The 16,656-nt window shown below is 72.9% G+C and carries 16 protein-coding genes; 5 read left to right on the plus strand and 11 right to left on the minus strand.

Annotated elements, in window-relative coordinates; genetic code table 11:
• Nucleotides 1–8: 8 nt before the first annotated feature.
• Together H5965_RS26345 and H5965_RS26350 are read right to left on the minus strand one after the other, a co-directional pair.
• The gene (locus tag H5965_RS26345) at nucleotides 9–770 is read right to left on the minus strand and encodes a DUF4333 domain-containing protein (protein WP_310972928.1); all 762 of its coding nucleotides are present in this window, start codon (nucleotides 768–770) and stop codon (nucleotides 9–11) included.
• A gap of 158 nt (nucleotides 771–928) precedes the next feature.
• Nucleotides 929–3,706: a DEAD/DEAH box helicase gene (locus H5965_RS26350; RefSeq protein ID WP_310972929.1), complete on the minus strand. Its 2,778-nt coding sequence runs from the start codon at nucleotides 3,704–3,706 to the stop codon at nucleotides 929–931.
• Between the two features lie 147 nt (nucleotides 3,707–3,853).
• Between H5965_RS26350 and H5965_RS26355 the strand changes: the two genes are divergently transcribed.
• Nucleotides 3,854–4,429: a hypothetical protein gene (locus H5965_RS26355; RefSeq protein WP_310972930.1), complete on the plus strand. Its 576-nt coding sequence runs from the start codon at nucleotides 3,854–3,856 to the stop codon at nucleotides 4,427–4,429.
• On the opposite strand, the gene H5965_RS26360 is transcribed toward H5965_RS26355, so the two are convergent.
• From H5965_RS26360 to H5965_RS26390, 7 genes are all read right to left on the minus strand, one after another.
• A complete protein-coding gene (locus H5965_RS26360) occupies nucleotides 4,426–5,307 on the minus strand; it encodes a YegS/Rv2252/BmrU family lipid kinase (protein ID WP_310972931.1) in 882 nt (293 codons plus the stop codon). The genes H5965_RS26355 and H5965_RS26360 overlap by 4 nt on opposite strands.
• A complete protein-coding gene (gene tatC / locus H5965_RS26365; protein ID WP_310972932.1) occupies nucleotides 5,307–6,278 on the minus strand; it encodes a twin-arginine translocase subunit TatC in 972 nt (323 codons plus the stop codon). Before tatC ends, H5965_RS26360 begins: the two co-directional genes overlap by 1 nt.
• 86 nt (nucleotides 6,279–6,364) lie before the next feature.
• On the minus strand, nucleotides 6,365–6,679 hold the full coding sequence (tatA, locus tag H5965_RS26370) for a Sec-independent protein translocase subunit TatA (RefSeq protein ID WP_176169496.1): 315 nt from the start codon (nucleotides 6,677–6,679) through the stop codon (nucleotides 6,365–6,367).
• 31 nt (nucleotides 6,680–6,710) lie between these two features.
• Nucleotides 6,711–6,923 (minus strand): bacteriophage holin, encoded by a 213-nt coding sequence (locus tag H5965_RS26375; protein WP_310972933.1) that lies wholly within the window; start codon nucleotides 6,921–6,923, stop codon nucleotides 6,711–6,713.
• 9 nt (nucleotides 6,924–6,932) lie between these two features.
• On the minus strand, nucleotides 6,933–7,913 hold the full coding sequence (locus H5965_RS26380; RefSeq protein WP_310972934.1) for a WYL domain-containing protein: 981 nt from the start codon (nucleotides 7,911–7,913) through the stop codon (nucleotides 6,933–6,935).
• The gene (locus H5965_RS26385) at nucleotides 7,910–8,893 is read right to left on the minus strand and encodes a WYL domain-containing protein (protein WP_310972935.1); all 984 of its coding nucleotides are present in this window, start codon (nucleotides 8,891–8,893) and stop codon (nucleotides 7,910–7,912) included. The genes H5965_RS26380 and H5965_RS26385 overlap by 4 nt, the downstream gene beginning before the upstream one ends.
• A gap of 9 nt (nucleotides 8,894–8,902) precedes the next feature.
• A complete protein-coding gene (locus H5965_RS26390) occupies nucleotides 8,903–9,334 on the minus strand; it encodes a helix-turn-helix domain-containing protein (RefSeq protein ID WP_086842651.1) in 432 nt (143 codons plus the stop codon).
• A gap of 91 nt (nucleotides 9,335–9,425) precedes the next feature.
• On the opposite strand from H5965_RS26390, the gene H5965_RS26395 reads away from it, so the two are divergent.
• The gene (locus H5965_RS26395) at nucleotides 9,426–10,349 is read left to right on the plus strand and encodes an NADP-dependent oxidoreductase (protein WP_310972936.1); all 924 of its coding nucleotides are present in this window, start codon (nucleotides 9,426–9,428) and stop codon (nucleotides 10,347–10,349) included.
• 10 nt (nucleotides 10,350–10,359) lie between these two features.
• Entirely contained in the window at nucleotides 10,360–11,058 is a 699-nt protein-coding gene (locus H5965_RS26400) for an SDR family oxidoreductase (RefSeq protein WP_310972937.1), read from the plus strand.
• Here H5965_RS26400 and H5965_RS26405 read toward each other — a convergent pair.
• Together H5965_RS26405 and pafA are read right to left on the minus strand one after the other, a co-directional pair.
• On the minus strand, nucleotides 11,055–12,077 hold the full coding sequence (locus H5965_RS26405; RefSeq protein WP_310972938.1) for an oxidoreductase: 1,023 nt from the start codon (nucleotides 12,075–12,077) through the stop codon (nucleotides 11,055–11,057). The two genes, H5965_RS26400 and H5965_RS26405, sit on opposite strands and share 4 nt — an antisense overlap.
• Nucleotides 12,078–12,138: 61 nt before the next feature.
• Nucleotides 12,139–13,497 carry a Pup--protein ligase gene (gene pafA, locus H5965_RS26410; protein ID WP_013226720.1) on the minus strand — a complete coding sequence of 453 codons (1,359 nt, stop codon included), beginning with the start codon at nucleotides 13,495–13,497 and terminating at the stop codon, nucleotides 12,139–12,141.
• 144 nt (nucleotides 13,498–13,641) lie between these two features.
• Between pafA and H5965_RS26415 the strand changes: the two genes are divergently transcribed.
• Entirely contained in the window at nucleotides 13,642–15,123 is a 1,482-nt protein-coding gene (locus H5965_RS26415) for a phosphatase PAP2 family protein (protein WP_310972939.1), read from the plus strand.
• 101 nt (nucleotides 15,124–15,224) lie between these two features.
• A complete protein-coding gene (locus H5965_RS26420; protein WP_310972940.1) occupies nucleotides 15,225–16,424 on the plus strand; it encodes an alpha/beta hydrolase-fold protein in 1,200 nt (399 codons plus the stop codon).
• Nucleotides 16,425–16,656 lie beyond the last annotated feature (232 nt).

Consider the following 16,656-nt stretch of genomic DNA (forward strand, 5'->3'; position numbering starts at 1 on the left):
GTCGCGCGCTACTTGGTGACGGGCGGGGAAACCTCGTAATTGCCGCCGTCACCCTTCACCGTGATCGGCACCTGCTGCGGCTTCCCGGCGATGGTGGCGGTGCACTCGAACTTCGCCCCGTCCTCCACCTTCTGCTCCGCCGGACAGGTCACGTTGGTGACACCGTCGATCTTGTATGTCTCCGTCAGCAGCTTCTGCACGTCGGTCTGCATCTGGGTGTTGTTGAAGACCTGCGTCTTCAAGAACCCGGGCGCGACGAACCCCAGCACCAGGAACGCCGCGACGACCACGATCGCCGCGACCACCCCGATCAGCAGGCCCTTCTTCGACTTCGCCGGCTGCTCCCCCTCCGGGGCGGCCGCGCCGGGGAACTGCTGCTGGCCGTAGTCGTACTGGCCACCCGGCTGCTGCCCGTACTGCGGCTGCGCCTGGGGCCCGCTCTGCGGGTACCCCCCACCGGGCTGCTGCCCGTACTGCGGCTGGGCCTGCGGGCCGCTCTGCGGGTACCCGCCGCCGGGCTGCTGGCCGTACGGCGGCGGCTGCTGGCCCCACTGGGGCTGCTGCGGCGGGGCGTACCCGCCCGGCTGCTGGCCCCACTGCTGCGGTTGCTGCGGCTGGCCCCATTGCTGCTGCTGGTTCGGGTCGTAAGAAGGCTGCTGCGGCTGGCCCCACTGCGGCTGCTCCTGCGGGCCGCTCGGCGGGTACGCGCCGCCCGGCTGCTGCCCGTACTGGGGCTGCTGTGGGTCGTTGCCGCCATACGGCGTGCTCATCGTCTGCCTCCGCCTGCTTCACTCATCTCGCTGTCCACCCCGAAACACCGCCGAGCCGCGCACACACGGTGTCGCACGCGATCCAACCACAGGTCGGAGCCGAGCACACGCGCCCACGCTCACCGCTTCCGCCGCTTGGAGCAGGCCTGACACGGAGTTCACGCGGCTCCCGCGGCCACGACCCCGCGCCGCAGCGCCTTCACCGCCTCGGCCGCCGCCGCACCCACCGGATCCGCCTTGCCCAGCACGTCCCGGATCTGGTCGAGCAGGTCGATCACCTGCCGCGACCAGCGCACGAAGTCACCGGCCGACAGCTCCTGCCCGTTCGCCTCCGCCGCGGTCAGCACCTTCTCCAGGGATTCACCCCGCGCCCAGCGATAAACCGGCCACGCGAACCCGGCATCCGGCTCCCGCGTCCGATCCAGCCGGTGCCGCCGCTCGTCCTCGGTCAGCTCCACCCACAGCCGCGCCGTGTCCTGCCACGCCTCGGGCACCGCCCCGCCCGGCAGCCGCGCCTCCCCCGCGGTGTCCCGGCGCGCCTCGAACACCAGCGTCGACACGACCGCCGCCAGCTCGGCCGGGTTGAGCTTGCGCCACACCCCGTGCCGGATGCACTCCGCGGCCAGCAGATCCGACTCGCTGTAGAGCCGCGTCAGCCGCCGCCCGTGCTCGGTGACGCGGTCCTCGCCGTCCCCCGCCGACTCCGGCCCCAAGTACCCACGCTCACCCAGCAGAGCCAAGATCCGGTCGAACGCCCGCGCCAGCGAGTGCGTCGTCGCCGCGACCTTCCGCTCCAGCTGCTGCGTCTCCGCCGCGAGCCGCTGATACCGCTCCACCCAGCGCAGGTTCGCCTCGCGCTCGGCCAGCCCGTGACACGGGTGCGCCCGCAACGCCCGCCGCAACGCGGCCAGCTCCCCGTCCTCGTTCGCCCCCGACCGCCGCTTCTGCCGCCCCGGCAGCGAAATCCTGGCGTTCCGCAACGTCGACGCGATGTCCCGGCGCGTCCGCGGCGACCGCAGCTCGATGTGCTTGGGCAGCTTGATCCGCCCCAGCGCCTCCACCGGCGCCGGGAAGTCCGCCACCGACAACGGCCCCGACCACCGGTCCTCGGTCACCACCACCGGCCGCGGCTCCCGGATCGGGTCCAGCCCCGGATCGACCACCACGGCCAGCCCCGCCCGCCGGCCCGCCGGCACCGCGATCACGTCACCCTTGCGCAGCTTCTCCAGCGACTCCGCCGTCCCGGCCCGCCGCACGGCCGTGTTCTGCCGCGACAACGCCTTCTCCCGCGCCGAAATCTTCGCCCGCAGCTCGACGTACTCCAGCATCTCGTCGAAGTCGCCGGTCACCGCGGCCGTGTAGCCCTTCAGCGCCTCCTTGTTCCGCTCGATCCGGCGCGCGGTCCCCACCACCGACCGGTCGGCCTGGAACTGGGCGAACGACTGCTCCAGCAGCTCCCGCGCCTCCGCCGCGCCGACCTGCGCCACCAGGTTGACCGCCATGTTGTAGCCCGGCCGGAACGACGACCGCAGCGGATAGGTCCGCGTCGAGGCCAGCCCGGCCACCTGCTTCGGATCCACCCCCGGCTGCCACGCGACGACCGCATGCCCCTCGACGTCGATGCCGCGCCGCCCGGCCCGGCCGGTCAGCTGCGTGTACTCACCCGGCGTCAGGTCGACGTGCGCCTCGCCGTTGTACTTCACCAGCCGCTCGAGCACGACCGTGCGGGCCGGCATGTTGATCCCCAGCGCCAGGGTCTCGGTCGCGAACACGACCTTCACCAGGCCGCGGACGAACAGCTCCTCGACGGTTTCCTTGAACGCCGGCAGCAGCCCCGCGTGGTGCCCGGCGATCCCACGCTCCAGGGCCTCCCGCCACTCCCAGTAGCCGAGCACGCCCAGGTCGCCCTCCGGCAGGTCCGCCGTGCGCTCCTCGATGACCCGGCGGATCTCCTCGACCTCACCCGGCCCGTTCAGCCGCAGCCCCGACCGGACGCACTGCGCCACCGCGGCGTCACACCCCGCGCGCGAAAAGATGAACACGATCGCCGGCAGCAACCCGGCCCGGTCCAGCTGCTCCACGACGTCCACCCGCGACGGCGGCCGGAACCGCGGCATCCGCGGCGGCGCGCCCCGCCGGTTCCGCGGCCCCCGGAACCCCGCGGGCGCGTACTGGCGGCCGATCTCCTCGGTCCGCCGCAGCAGGGTCGGGTTGATCCGCAGCTCGGCGTTCGGCGCGTGCACGTCGTCCCCGGCGAACAGGTCCAGCAGCCGGTTCCCGACCAGCATGTGCTGCCACAGCGGCACCGGCCGGTGCTCGTCGACGACCACCGTCGTGTCGCCCCGCACCTCCACCAGCCACTCGCCGAACTCCTCGGCGTTGCTGACCGTCGCCGACAGCCCGACCACGCGGACGTGCTCCGGCAGGTGCAGGATCACCTCTTCCCACACCGCGCCCCGGAACCGGTCGGCCAGGTAGTGCACCTCGTCCATCACGACGTACCCGAGGTCGGTGATCGTCGACGAGCCCGCGTAGAGCATGTTGCGCAGCACCTCGGTGGTCATCACGACCACCTGCGCGCCGCCGTTGATCGAGGTGTCCCCGGTGAGGAGGCCGACGGCGTCGGATCCGTAGCGGGCCACGAGGTCGGCGTACTTCTGGTTCGACAGCGCCTTGATCGGCGTCGTGTAGAAGCACTTGCGGCCTTCGGCCAGCGCCAGGTGCACCGCGAACTCGCCGACGACGGTCTTGCCCGCCCCGGTGGGCGCACAGACCAGCACGCCGTGGCCGTCCTCGAGGGCTTGGCACCCGCGGATCTGGAACTCGTCGAACTCGAAGGACACCTCCGCGGCGAAGCGCGTCAGCTGGGGGTGCTTCCCGCGGCGCGCGGAGGCCGCATAGGCCTCGGCCGGGGACGGAGAAGGGCTACTGGCCACCTCCTCAGCGTTTCACATCCCCCCGGCGTTCCGCACGCCGCGTGATCGATGGCGTGATCTGCGCGGCGGTATAGGCCGTTATACACCTGGATCGGCCGCGGAACCGGAGTGCGGGCGGGCGCGTCAGAGCGGCCGAAGGAGGTCCCGATGACCGAACCGTGCCCGAGCTGCGGGCAGCTGGACCAGGTGCAGCACGTGCCGGCGGTCTACCGCAGCGGGCACTCCTACTTCCGCGGCCAGGGTCCGGCGGTGGCCGTCCCCGCCGGAGACGGCGTCGTCGTCACGAGCAGCCAGGTGAGTGGGGTCTCGGTCACGGCGGTGGCCCGCTCCCTCGACCCCTTTCCCCCGCCGCGCCGCAACGGCGGTCTGTTGGCGGCGGTGATCCTGCTCGCCCTGGTCGGCAGCTGCTTCCTCCTGCTGCCGTTCTCGGCAGCCGACGACCCGCCACCCGGTGGCGCCGGGGCGAAGGCGCTGGGTTTCGCGGTGCTCGCGCTGCCGGCGTTCGCGGTGTACCTCGCCGCCGGCGTCCTGGTCTGGCTGTACGTGCGGCGGGCGCGGGCACACCGGCGGCAGCGGCGGGGTGTCCCGGCGGCGCAGCAGGTGTGGGAGCAGGGGTGGTTCTGCCACCGCTGCGGCGGCGTCTACTTCGCCGACTCGGGCCGGCTGCTGACCCCGGCCCACTTCCGGCACCTGGTGGCCCGGGCGGGCGGGTACGACCGTTAGGCCAGCACGGTGAGCGCGCCCGGCACGCAGCTGGCCGTCACCGGCACCGCGCCCTGCGGTTCCCCGTCGGCGTAGGCCGGCCACGTGTTGCCGGCCAGGGTCACCGAGCGGGCGCGCAACGTGCGGACCGCGGGGTGGGTCACGTGGTTGCCGGTGCGCAGGCCGGGAAGCATGCGGATCAGGCCGCGGCGGGTGGCGTGCCCGATGATCGTGACGTCGAAGACGCCGTCCTCGGGGTCGGCCGTGGGGCAGATCGGGACGCCCCCGCCGTAGAACCGGGTGTTGCCGATCGCCACGAGCGTCGCGTCGAGTTCGAGGCGGCCGGTGCCGGTGTCGACGACCACCGGGCGGGGCCGGAACGACGCCAGCTCGGCCAGGATCGCCACGTCGTAGCGGCGGGGTCCGGACGGCCAGCGCATCCGGTTGGCGCGTTCGTTGACGCTCGCGTCGAACCCCGCGCACAGCACCGTCGCGAACCACGTGTCGCCCACGCGGCCGAGGTCGATGCGCCGGCGGGCGCCCGAGCGCAGGGCCGCGACCAGCGCGTCGACCGCCGGGAGCGGCTCGCCCGGGATGCCGAGGGCGCGGGCGAAGTCGTTGCCGGTGCCCGCCGGGACGAGGCCGAGCGCGACGTCGTGGTTCGCGCAGAACTGGACGCCCTGGTGGGCGGCGCCGTCCCCGCCGAGCACGATCAGGACGTCCAGCCCGGCGGCGTGGGACGACCGCATCAGCGCGCGGGACTCCTCGACGGAGTGGGCGACCAGCACGTCGAGCCGGTCGACCGCCGCGCGCAGCCGCTCGGCGACGGTGCCGGCGATCCGGGCGGCCGCGCCGTGCCCCGACGCCGGGTGCACGGCGAGCGCGGCGTGGATCCCCACTAGGTGACGTCGTCGGTGCTCGACCGGCCGCCGGACGCGGTCGGGGCGGACGGCTCGTCGTCGATGGTGCTCGGCGTGTAGTCGAAGGGGGCGGCTTCGTCGTCGGCGAGGGAGTCCCAGCCCTCGTCGGAGCGGGCCTTGTCGAGCTTGCGGTCGTGGAAGCGGGCCATCTGCACGGCGATCTCGAACAGCACGGTGAGCGCGCCGGCCAGACCGAGCATGGAGAACGGGTCCGAGCCCGGGGTGGCGAAGGCGGCGAAGACGAAGAGCGCGAACACGATGCCGCGCCGCCACTTCTTCAGCTGCACGTACTTCACGACGCCGACGCGGTTGAGCATCACCACGAGCAGCGGGAGCTCGAAGCTGATCCCGAAGATGATCAGCAGCGACAGGAGGAACGAGATGTACTTGTCCGCGGTCAGCGCGGTGACGAACGCGTCCTGCCCGAAGCCCATGAGCAGCTGCAGCGCGTGCGGGAAGAGGATGTAGGCGAGCACGGCGCCCGCGGCGAACAGCACCGACGCGAACCCGACGAACGTCAGCGCGTACTTGCGTTCCTTGCTGTACAGGCCCGGCGCGATGAACGCCCAGAGCTGGTACAGCCACGCCGGCGAGAGGAGCACGGCCCCGGCCGCGATGCCGACCTTCAGCTGCGTCATGAAGGCCTCGAACGGCACGGTCTGCAGCAGCCGGCACCCTTCGGCGCTGTCGAGCCGGCGCTCCGGCGGGATCGCGCAGTACGGGTCCTTGACGAGGTCGCCCAGCGACGGGATCGGACCGATCTTGGTGCCGAACCAGATGAAGCCGAGGATCCCGCCGATCACCACCGCGAGCAGCGCGAAGCCGAGACGGCGGCGGAACTCGTAGATGTGCTCGATGAGCGTCATCGTGCCGTCGGGATTGGCCCGACGGCTGCGCTTGCGCCGCTTCGACCGGCGGCTGTCACCGTTTCCGGAGGCGGATTCCGCCACGGGTTGTTCCGTTCTCGTCGGAGTCCGCCGGAGCGCGCCGGGTGCGGCGCGCTCCGTGGACGGGGGACCGGGTGTGGCCTAGCCGCTCAGCTGACGTTCTTCTGCGGCTGCTCGGCGGCCTGCTGCTTCTTCAGCTCGTCGAGCTGACGCTGCAGGTCGGCGACCTGCTGGTCGGTCGAAGCGGGCGTGGCGGGCTTGGCCGGGAGCTGCTTCGTCTCGGCGGGCTCGGCGTCTTCGTGCGCCGCGGCCTTGTCGCCGGTGAGGTCCTTGGTCTCGGCCTTGAAGATCTTCATGGACTTGCCGATGGACCGGGCCGCGTCGGGAAGCCTCTTGGCCCCGAACAGCAGCACGACGACGAGCACCAAGATGATCAAATGCCACGGCTGCAATCCGTTCAGCATGGTGGCCTCCTATCTGCGTCTGGTAGGGATGTTACTGGTTTTCCGCTTTGCGGCGGCGCTGCGCGAACGCGACGCGCAACCCCGCGGCCCTGGCCCGGACGAGCCCCGCCCGGTCCTGGGTGTTCGTCACCACCATGCTTGTGGTTTGCCGGAAGGCACGCAAGACCTTGACGGTCCGCACCAGCAGGACCACGAGCAGCGCGAGGCCGAGCACGATGAGCACAGCGGTGGGCAGGTACGGCACGCCGTCAGCCTAGTGGTCGCAGGTTGACGGAAGGTGACGGGCTCGGGCCACCGCGTCGGCCGCCCGGCGACCGACGTCGGACGCGAGGTCCGCCGGGCTCTCCACCAGCGCTTCCCCGCCCAGGCTGAGCACCAGGCGCACCATCCACGACTGGTCGGCGTAGCGCATCCGGATGCGCAGCCGGCCCCCGTCGAGCTCGTCGAGCTCCTCGCACGGGTAGTACTCGGCTACCCAGCGTGCGTCCGGGTCGAGGACCAGGACGGCCTCCCGCTGGTCGGGACGTTCGCGGAAGACGCCGTCGGAGACGTCGGTGGGGTGCGCGTGGGCGGGCGGCCGCGACGGCTCCTCGAGCACGGTCAGCTCGTCGATCCGGTCGAGCCGGAACAGCCGGACGCCCTCGGCGCGGCGGCACCAGGCTTCGAGGTAGCCGACGGCCTGGACGATCAGCAGCCGCATCGGGTCGACCGTGCGCTCGGTGATCTGGTCCTTCGAGGCGGTGTAGTAGCGGATCCGCAGGGCGCGTCCGCCCTGCAGCGCCCGGGCGACCTCCTCGCGGGTGCGCGCGGTCTTCTTGCCCTCGCGCACTCCCCCGCCGACCACCACACCGGCCGGCTGGGCCTGCCCGGCGGCGGCCTCGATCTTGGCGATGGAGCGGCGGACGGCGTCGCCGTCGACCACGCCCGGCGTCTCGGCCAGCGCCCGCAGCGCCACCAGCAGCGCGGTCGCCTCGCCGCCGGTCAGCCGGAGCGGGCGGCTCATCCCGGCGTCGTGGGTGACGACGATCGTGTCGCCCTCGAAGGACAGGTCGATCAGGTCGCCGGGGCCGTAGCCGGGCAGCCCGCACATCCAGAGCAGCTCGAGGTCCTTGCGCAGCTGCCTCGGCGTGACGTCGAAGTCCTGCGCCGCGTCGTCGATGCGGACGCCGGGGCGCGCCAGCAGGTACGGCACGAGCGCGAGCAGCCTCGGCATCCGGTCGGTGGACCCGCTCACCGGGCGCTCACCTGCCGGGCGACGACGGCTTCGAGGCGGTCCTGCACGCTCTTGGCCAGCACGTCGGGTTCGAGCACGACGACGTCCGGGCCCTGCGCGCTGATCCAGTCGGCGGCCGATTCGGGGTAGAGCAGGCCGATCTCCACGAGATCGCCCTCTTCGCCGTCGATGCTGCTGCGCCCGACGACGGTGCCGCGGCGGCGGACCCCGGCCGCGCGGCCGTCGGCGACCCACAGCCGGGCGGTGGTGACCGGCGCCGGTTCGCTGTCGCCGGTGGCCGTGACGAGCTTGAGCAGGTTGACGCCCTCGGGGCGCCGGACCTCGCCGGGCTTGCCCACCGGGCGCACCTGCCCGGTGACGCGGGAAAGCCGGAAGCAGCGGGTGGCGCCGCGGTCGCGGTCGTGCCCGACGACGTACCAGCGGGCCCGCCAGGACACCACGCCCCACGGTTCGAGGGTGCGCATGATCCGCTCCGGGGAGCCGCTGCGGCGGTACTCGAAGCGCACGGCCTGGCCGTTCTGGACCGCGGCCAGCAGCGGCCCGAACGCTGGCTCGGCGCGCACCCGCGGCTCGACCACGGTGGGTGCCTGGTCGTCGACCTCCAGGCCGGCGGCGCGCAGTTTGACGAGCGCGCCCTGCGCCTGGCCGGTCAGCTCCGGGGAGTCCCACAGCCGGGAGGCGAGCGCGACGGCGGCGGCTTCGTCGGGGGCGAGGTCGATCTCGCCGAGTTCGTAGTCGCGGCGGGCGATGCGGTAGCCCTCGATGGCGTCGAACGCGCCGTTGCGGCCGGTCTCCAGCGGGATGCCGAGCTCGCGCAGTTCGGTCTTGTCCCGCTCGAACATCCGGAAGTAGGCGTCGTCGCTCGCCGCGTCGCCGTATCCGGGCACGATGCCGCGGATCTTCTCGGCCGTGAGGTACTGCCGGGTGGACAACAGGGCCAGCACCAGATTGACCAGTCGTTCGGCGCGTGCGGTGGACACCGGTAGAGCCTAGCCCGCGCCGCCCGGCCCGATCGTGAGGTCCGGGGTACGCGCGTCGTAATCGCTTCGCGCGGCGTCGACGGCTTCGAAGTTCGCTTCGGCCCAGTCCTTGAACCCGGCCATCAAGGCACGCAGCGACTCCCCCAGTGGCGTAAGGGAATAGTCGACGCGGACGGGCACCGCCGGGGTGACCTCGCGGCGGACGAGGCCGTCCCGCTCGAGCACCCGCAGGGTCTGGGTGAGCATCTTCTGGCTGACCCCGGCGATCCGCCGCGAAAGGTCGCTGTAGCGCTGCGGCCCGTCACCGAGCGCGACGAGGATCAGGCTGACCCACTTGCCGGCGATCTCGTCGAGCAGCTTCCGGGTCGGGCACGCGGCCAGGTAGGCGTCGTAGGCGGCCTTTTCGGCCTGCCGCCGCTGTTCCGCCGTGCGCGTGGGCACCGGGCGAACCTCCTCGTCGGGTAGGCACCTGCGAGTGCGTACTTCCCAATGGAGAGTAGCTCCCCATACGGTCGCCGGGAAGGAGGTTCGGATGCGTGCGATGGTGATCCGCCGGTTCGGCGGGCCGGAAGTGCTGGAGTTCGCCGAGGTCCCGGTGCCGGAGCCGGGCCCGGGGCAGGTCCGGATCCGGGTGGCGGCGGCCGCGGTGAACCCGGTGGACCTGGCGACCCGCAGCGGGGTGCTGAGCTCGGCCGGGGTGGTGCCGCCGCGGGAGGTGCTCGGCCTGGGCTGGGACGTCGCGGGCGAGATCGACGACCCCGGCGACACCGGGTTCCGGGCCGGCGAAGCCGTGATCGGCCTGCGCGACCGGATCGCCACGCCGCTCGGCGCCTACGCCGAGCGGATCGTGCTCGACGCCTCGGCCGTCGCCCCCGCTCCGGCCGGCGTCTCCCCCGCCGAAGCCGCCACCCTGCCGCTGAACGCGCTGACCGCCGCCCAGGCCCTGGACCTGGTCGGCACCACGGGAACCGTCCTGGTCACCGGCGCGGCCGGGGCCGTCGGCGGGTACGCCGTCGCGCTGGCGCACGCGCGGAAGCTGCGGGTCGTCGCGGTGGCGTCCGAAGCCGACGAAGCCCAGGTCAGGGCGTCCGGCGCGGACGAGTTCGTGCCGCGCGGGCCGTCGCTGGCCGACCGGGTCCGCGCGGTGGTCCCGGGCGGCGTGGACGCGGCTCTCGACCCCGCGCTCCTCGGCTTGGACGCGCTCGACGCGGTCCGCGGCGGCGGCGAATTCGTGGCCTTCGCCGCGGGCGCCGCCCCGATCCCCCTGCGCGGCGTCCGCGTCCGCACCGTCTGGATCCGCGCCGACGGCGGCCGCCTGGCCGAGCTGGCCCGCCTGGCGGAGAACGGGACGCTCCCCCTGCGTGTCGCCGGAGTCCTGCCCCTGGCCGAGGCGGCGGCCGCCCACGAGCGGCTCGCCGCGGGCGCGTTGCGCGGCCGGCTCGTCCTGACTCCCTAGCCTGGAAGGCATGGATGATCGCGTTCTCCTCATCACCGGCGCTTCCCGCGGCCTCGGCGCCGCGACCGCACGCCTGGCCGCGGCGGCCGGCTTCAAGGTCGCCCTCGTCGCCCGCCAGGCCGAGTCCGTCACGCCCCTGGCCACCGAACTCGGCGAGGACCGGGCCCTCGCGCTCGGCGCCGACGTCGGCGACTGGCCGGGCATCTCCGGAGCCGTCGCCGAGACGGTCGCGAAGTTCGGGCGGCTCGACGCGGCCTTCGCCAACGCCGGCATCGGCGTCGGGACGTCCTTCTTCGGCGACGACGACCCCGATCCGACGGCGTGGGAGCCCATGGTCCGCACGAACGTCCTCGGCGCGGCCTACACCGCCCGCGCGGCCCTCCCGGCGCTGAAGGAAACCGCCGGCCACCTGCTGATCACCGGCTCGGTCGCCGGCCGGTACATCCGCAACGCGAGCCTGTACTCGGTGACGAAGTGGGCCGTCACCGGCATGGCCGGCGCGATCCGCGAGGAAGCCGTCGGCACCGGCGTGCGGGTCACGCTGATCAACCCGGGCATCACCGACACCGACATCCTCACCGACGAGCAGCGCACGAAGCCCCACCTCGAGCCCGCCGACATCGGCCGCGCGGTGCTCTACGCCCTCCAGCAGCCGCCCTCGGTCGACGTCAACGAGATCCTGGTCCGCCCGACCGGCCAGGTCCTCTAGCGGAGCCGGGCGACCCGGCCGCCGGCGCCGCTGGCCCAGCAGGCGGCCCCGGCGCAGGCCACGCTGTCGAAGCTGCCGGTGTCGAACGACGTCCAGTGCCGGCCGCCGTCGGGGCTGTAGTCGCTGCCGCCCGGGCCGACCGCCAGCACCGTCCCGCCGCGCCAGGCCAGCCCGGAGCGGTACCCGGCCGGGTACTGGCCGGGGGTGGCCCAGGTGCGGCCGCGGTCCCGGGTGAGCGCCACGGCCGGGCCGGGTGCCGTCGGGTTCGCGAAGTCGCCGCCGATCGCGATGCCCTGGAACGGCGTGCGGAAGGCCAGCGCGAACACGCCCGCCGACGGGCTGCTCGGCAACGGCGTGTCCGACGCCGTCCAGTGCCGGCCGCCGTCGCCGGAGTGCAGGACGCGGGCGGTCGCGCCGCCACCGGTCGCGAGCCAGGCGTCGAACGGCCCGGCCGTCGTGACGCACTGGCCGCTGGCCGCGAACCCGGCCTCGCCGGGCAGGGCCGGTGGGAAGCCGCTGTCGGGCACCGGGCGCCAGCTGCGGCCGCCGTCGAAGGTGGCCTGGACCCGGAACCGGCCGTCGACCGGGTCGCTCATCGCCAGGCCGCGCCACGGGTCGAAGAAGGCCAGGCAGTCGTAGAAGGCCGCCGCGTCGGTGTTCTGGAACGTCTGGCGCCAGTGCGTGCCGCCGTCGTCGGTCCGGTAGACGCGGGAGTCGGTCCCCGGCCCGATCGAGAGGATCACGGCGTGCTGGGCGTCGAAGGCCTCGATGTCGCGGAACTGCAGCGTCTCGGTGCCCTGCGGCCCCACGGACTTCCAGGTGGCCCCGCCGTCGGTCGTGCGCAGGACCGTCCCCTGGGTGCCGCTGACCCACGCGACCCGCGCGCTGACGGCGGACAGGCCGCGGAACTGGGCGGTGACTCCGGTCGGCGTGAGCTCCCACGTCGGCGGGCGCTCCCCCGCCGACGCCGGGGCGGCGATCGAGACCAGCAGGGCGAGCACCAGCAGCACGACACGCATGCCGCGATCCTGCCGCACCCGCCCGGCGACTTTCGTAGGAAAACGCCGGGCGGGCGGCGGTCTAGAGCGAGCTGATCAGGCGTTCCACCCGCTCGTCGACCGAGCGGAACGGGTCCTTGCACAGGACCGTGCGCTGGGCCTGGTCGTTCAGCTTCAGGTGCACCCAGTCGACGGTGAAGTCCCGGCCCGCGGCCTGGGCGGCGGCGATGAAGTCGCCGCGCAGCTTGGCCCGGGTCGTCTGGGGCGGGGTGTCCTTGGCGGCCTCGATCTCGCCGTCGTCGGTGACCCGGCGGACCAGGCCCTTGCGCTGGAGCAGGTCGAAGATGCCCCGGCCCCGGCGGATGTCGTGGTAGGCCAGGTCGAGCTGGGCGATGCGCGGGCTGGACAGGTCCAGGTCGTGCTTGTGCCGGTAGCGCTCGACCAGCCGGTGCTTGATCGCCCAGTCGATCTCGGTGTCGATCTTGCCGAAGTCCTGCTGCTCGACCGCTTCGAGGGCCCGGCCCCACAGCTCGACGACGCGCTCGTTCGCCGCGGTCGTGCCGTTGTCCTTGATGTGCTGGACCGCGCGGGCGTGGTACTCGCGCTGGATGTCCAGCGCCGAGGCCTCGCGCCCGCCGGCCAGCCGCACCTGGCGGCGGCCGGTGAGGTCGTGGCTGATCTCGCGGATCGCCCGGATCGGGTTGTCCAGGGTGAAGTCGCGGAACTGGACGCCGGCCTCGATCATCTCCAGCACCAGGTTCGCCGAGCCGACCTTGAGCATGGTCGTCGGCTCGGCCATGTTCGAGTCGCCCACGATGACGTGCAGCCGCCGGTAGCGCTCGGCGTCGGCGTGCGGCTCGTCGCGGGTGTTGATGATCGGCCGCGAGCGGGTGGTGGCGCTGGAGACGCCCTCCCAGATGTGCTCGGCCCGCTGGGAGAGGCAGTAGACCGCGCCGCGCGGGGTCTGCAGCACCTTGCCGGCCCCGCAGATGAGCTGGCGGGTCACCAGGAACGGGAGCAGCACGTCCGCGATCCGGGAGAACTCCCCCGCCCGGGTCACCAGGTAGTTCTCGTGACAACCGTAGGAGTTGCCCGCGGAGTCGGTGTTGTTCTTGAACAGGAAGATGTCGCCGCCGATGCCCTCGTCGGCGAGCCGCCGCTCGGCGTCGACCAGCAGGTCCTCGAGGATCCGCTCCCCGGCCTTGTCGTGCGTGACCAGCTGCACGAGGTCGTCGCACTCGGCCGTCGCGTACTCGGGGTGCGAGCCGACGTCCAGGTAGAGCCGGGAGCCGTTCGACAGGAAGACGTTCGATGAGCGTCCCCAGGACACGACCCGCCGGAAGAGGTAACGCGCCACCTCGTCGGGCGAGAGCCTGCGCTGTCCGTGGAAGGTGCACGTGACCCCGAACTCGGTCTCGATGCCAAAGATCCGCCGCTGCATTCCACCAGAGTAGGCGCTGGACCCCCTCCCACGGTGCGCCGTTCGGGCGTCGACACGCCCCCAGTAGGCCACAGACGGTGAATTCACCCGGAATACGGCACGATTGGAGCACGGCCCTTGACGTCATGCGGAAGGCGGACTCCCTTGTCACACCAGCTCATCCGGGCCTTCCGGCGGGTCGGCCGGACCGACCGCGCCCTGATGCGCCGCACTGCCTCGCTGCCCGCCTCGAAGGCCGACGACGCGCTGAGGACGCTGTCGAGGTCGGCGAACAAGTCGCGCCTGTGGTGGGGCGTCGCGGCCCTGCTGGCCGCCCGTCCCGGCGAGACCCGCCGGGCCGCCCTGCGCGGGGTCGTCGCGATCGCCGGGGCCAGCGCCGCCGCGAACCTCATCGGCAAGCCGGTGTTCCCCCGCCGCCGCCCGGCCGAGGAAGAGACGCCGATGCACCGCCGCCTGCGGAAACGTCCCACGTCGTCGTCGTTCCCGTCCGGGCACTCCGCCTCCGCGGCCGCCTTCGCCACCGCGGTGGCGATGGAGTCGCCGCGGGCCGGGCTCGCCGTCGCGCCGCTGGCGCTGGCCGTCGCCTACTCGCGGGTCCACACCGGCGTGCACTGGCCCTCCGACGTCGGCGTCGGCCTGGGCATCGGCGTCGGCGTCGGCCTGGCCACCCGGCACTGGTGGCCGCTGCACGACGACGTCCCGGGCCGCACGGCCCACGACGCGGACGCCCCCGAGATGGTCGACGGCGAGGACATGCTCGCGGTCGTCAACCCGAACTCGGGCGTCGCCGGCCAGGACCCGACCGAGGACGTCAAGTTCGCCTGGCCGAAGGCCGCGCTGCTCTACCCGGACCCGAAGCAGGACCTGCGCACCCAGCTCGAAGCCGAGATCGACGCCCGCGGCACGATCCGCGCGCTCGGCGTCGCGGGCGGCGACGGCACGGTCGCCGCGGTGGCCTCCGTGGCCGCCGAACGCGACCTGCCGCTCGCCCTGGTCCCGGCGGGCACCCTCAACCACTTCGCCCGCGACGTCGGCGTCAACTCGATGCCCGACGCCGACGCGGCGACCGAGGTCGGCAACGCCGTCCGCGTCGACCTGGGCGAAGTCGAGATCGACGGCGCCGGCGAGCCGGCCCACCGCTGGTTCGTCAACACGGCCAGCCTCGGCGGCTACCCCGAGATGGTCCGGCTGCGCGAGAAGCTGCAGGAAAAGCACCCCAAGTGGCCCTCGGCGGCGATCGCGCTGGCCCGGACGCTACGCCACGCCAAGCCGCTGACCGTCCGGCTCAACGGCAAGAAGACGCAGGTCTGGCTGCTGTTCGTCGGCAACGGCACGTACGCGCCGAAGGGGTTCGCCCCGAGCCGCCGGCCCGCGCTGGACACCGGCCTGCTCGACATCCGCTACCTGCGCGCCGACCTGCCCTACTCCCGCGCCCGGTTCCTGCTGGCGATGATCACCCGCAGCCTCGCCGCCAGCCACGTCTACCAGGAACTCGACCTGCCGGAGCTGGACGTCGAGCTGCTCGACGGCAACCGCCGCGTCGCCACCGACGGCGAGGTCGGCCCGCTCGGCAACCGGTTCCGCTTCCGGTCCCGGCCCAGCGCCCTGACGCTCTACCGGCTCTAAAGGTTGCTTTACCGTCTCTCAACGTACCCACAGCGACCGCTCGCTAGCTTCGCGACCGAGTCGCGGGCCCTCCGGCCCGCGGCCGGACGAGCGGGGAGTCGATGGACGGCCACGGCCTGGCGAGCGTCATCCACCGGGCGGCGAGCGACCCGGTGCTGCCGGGCGACGTCACCGCCCGTGCCCGCGACCTGGGCCCGCTCGAGTCCCCGCTGATCTGGCTCGGCTTCGCTTCGGCAGCGGTGGCGGTCCTCGCCGTCGTGGTCGCGCTCTGGTACCGCCGCCGCGTCCGCCGCTGGGGCTTCACGGCGTTCGGCGTGCTGCTGCTGGTGGCGGCGGTGACCGCGCTGAACAGCTACGTGGGGTATGTGCGGACTTCGGACGACCTGGCGCGGCTTCTCCAGCGCGGTCCCGGGGTCGTCAACTTCGCCGGGCGGCTGCTCGACGACGGGAGTGAGGCTCCATCTGCTTCGTCCGCTGCTCCGCGGCCTGCTGCGGGTGCCGCGGCCGCGGGTCAGCGGATCGACGTCGTGAACCTTCCGGATCCGGCGCACGGGGTGCCGTCGGGAAGCAACTACGTCATCCTGCCGCCCGGGTACGACAGTGACCCGGCTCGGCGGTACCCGGTCGTGTATCTCATCCACGGGTATCCGTTCGGGGGTCCGCGGGACTGGCTCACCTCCGGGGATGCCCCGGGGACGCTGCAGGCGTTGGAGAAGGCCAATGTCATCGCGCCGATGATCGTGGTCAGTGTCGACATGACCGCCGGTAATCCGAGTACCGACTGGGAGTGCCTGAACGTTCCCGGTGGGCCCCAGCTGGAGAGCTACCTGGCCGGGACCGTGGTTCCCGGGATCGACCAGCGGTACCGGACGTTGGCTGATCGGACCCATCGGGCGCTGGGTGGGATGTCGGGTGGCGGGTTCGGGGCGCTGAACATCGGGCTGCACCATGTCGACGAGTTCGCGACGCTGGTGATCGCCCTGCCCTACGACGATCTGAACGACTCCGTGGGGATCCTCGACGGGAACCGGGCGGCGATCGCGGCCAACACCCCTCGGCGGTATCTGCCGACCATGCGGTTCTCGGCGCCGATCTCGGTGATGCTGGCGGTGGGGACCGGGGCGCCCACGGACGTTGCCACGGCTCGGCGGATCGCCGACGCGCTGCATGCTCGGGGGCAGGAGGCTGTGGTTCATGCCGAGCGGGGGTTCAACCACACCTGGCACACCGCTCGGGCTACTTTGCCGTACTTGCTGGCTTTTGCCGATCAGGAGTTTCGGACTTCTCCTGCTGCGTCTTGAGGTCGTGGGGGTTTGGTCCGCGCCCTCGCGAGTGGTTCCCGCCGGCCCGAACGCTTGATTGTTCAACGGCCGACAGACCGCGTCAAGGCGGGAAAGCGTGCCTTGACCCGGACTGTCGGCCGCTGGCTCGGCTGCGTATCGGGTCGGCAGGGGGGTGTGGCCGGGGCGGTCCCCGTGTGGATCCGCCGTTCGGCCCTGCGGGCCGTCGGCACGAGCCGCGGGGCCCGTAGCC

It is taken from the genome of Amycolatopsis sp. 505 (genome assembly GCF_031625235.1).
In the GTDB taxonomy this organism is placed as follows: domain Bacteria; phylum Actinomycetota; class Actinomycetes; order Mycobacteriales; family Pseudonocardiaceae; genus Amycolatopsis.

Excerpts from the sequence above, each read along its gene's own strand:
- H5965_RS26345 (WP_310972928.1), bottom strand. The coding sequence starts at position 770 with ATGAGCACGCCGTATGGCGGCAACGACCCACAGCAGCCCCAGTACGGG.
- H5965_RS26355 (WP_310972930.1), top strand. The coding sequence starts at position 3,854 with ATGACCGAACCGTGCCCGAGCTGCGGGCAGCTGGACCAGGTGCAGCAC.
- tatA (WP_176169496.1), bottom strand. The coding sequence starts at position 6,679 with ATGCTGAACGGATTGCAGCCGTGGCATTTGATCATCTTGGTGCTCGTC.
- H5965_RS26395 (WP_310972936.1), top strand. The coding sequence starts at position 9,426 with ATGCGTGCGATGGTGATCCGCCGGTTCGGCGGGCCGGAAGTGCTGGAG.
- H5965_RS26400 (WP_310972937.1), top strand. The coding sequence starts at position 10,360 with ATGGATGATCGCGTTCTCCTCATCACCGGCGCTTCCCGCGGCCTCGGC.
- H5965_RS26405 (WP_310972938.1), bottom strand. The coding sequence starts at position 12,077 with ATGCGTGTCGTGCTGCTGGTGCTCGCCCTGCTGGTCTCGATCGCCGCC.
- pafA (WP_013226720.1), bottom strand. The coding sequence starts at position 13,497 with ATGCAGCGGCGGATCTTTGGCATCGAGACCGAGTTCGGGGTCACGTGC.
- H5965_RS26420 (WP_310972940.1), top strand. The coding sequence starts at position 15,225 with ATGGACGGCCACGGCCTGGCGAGCGTCATCCACCGGGCGGCGAGCGAC.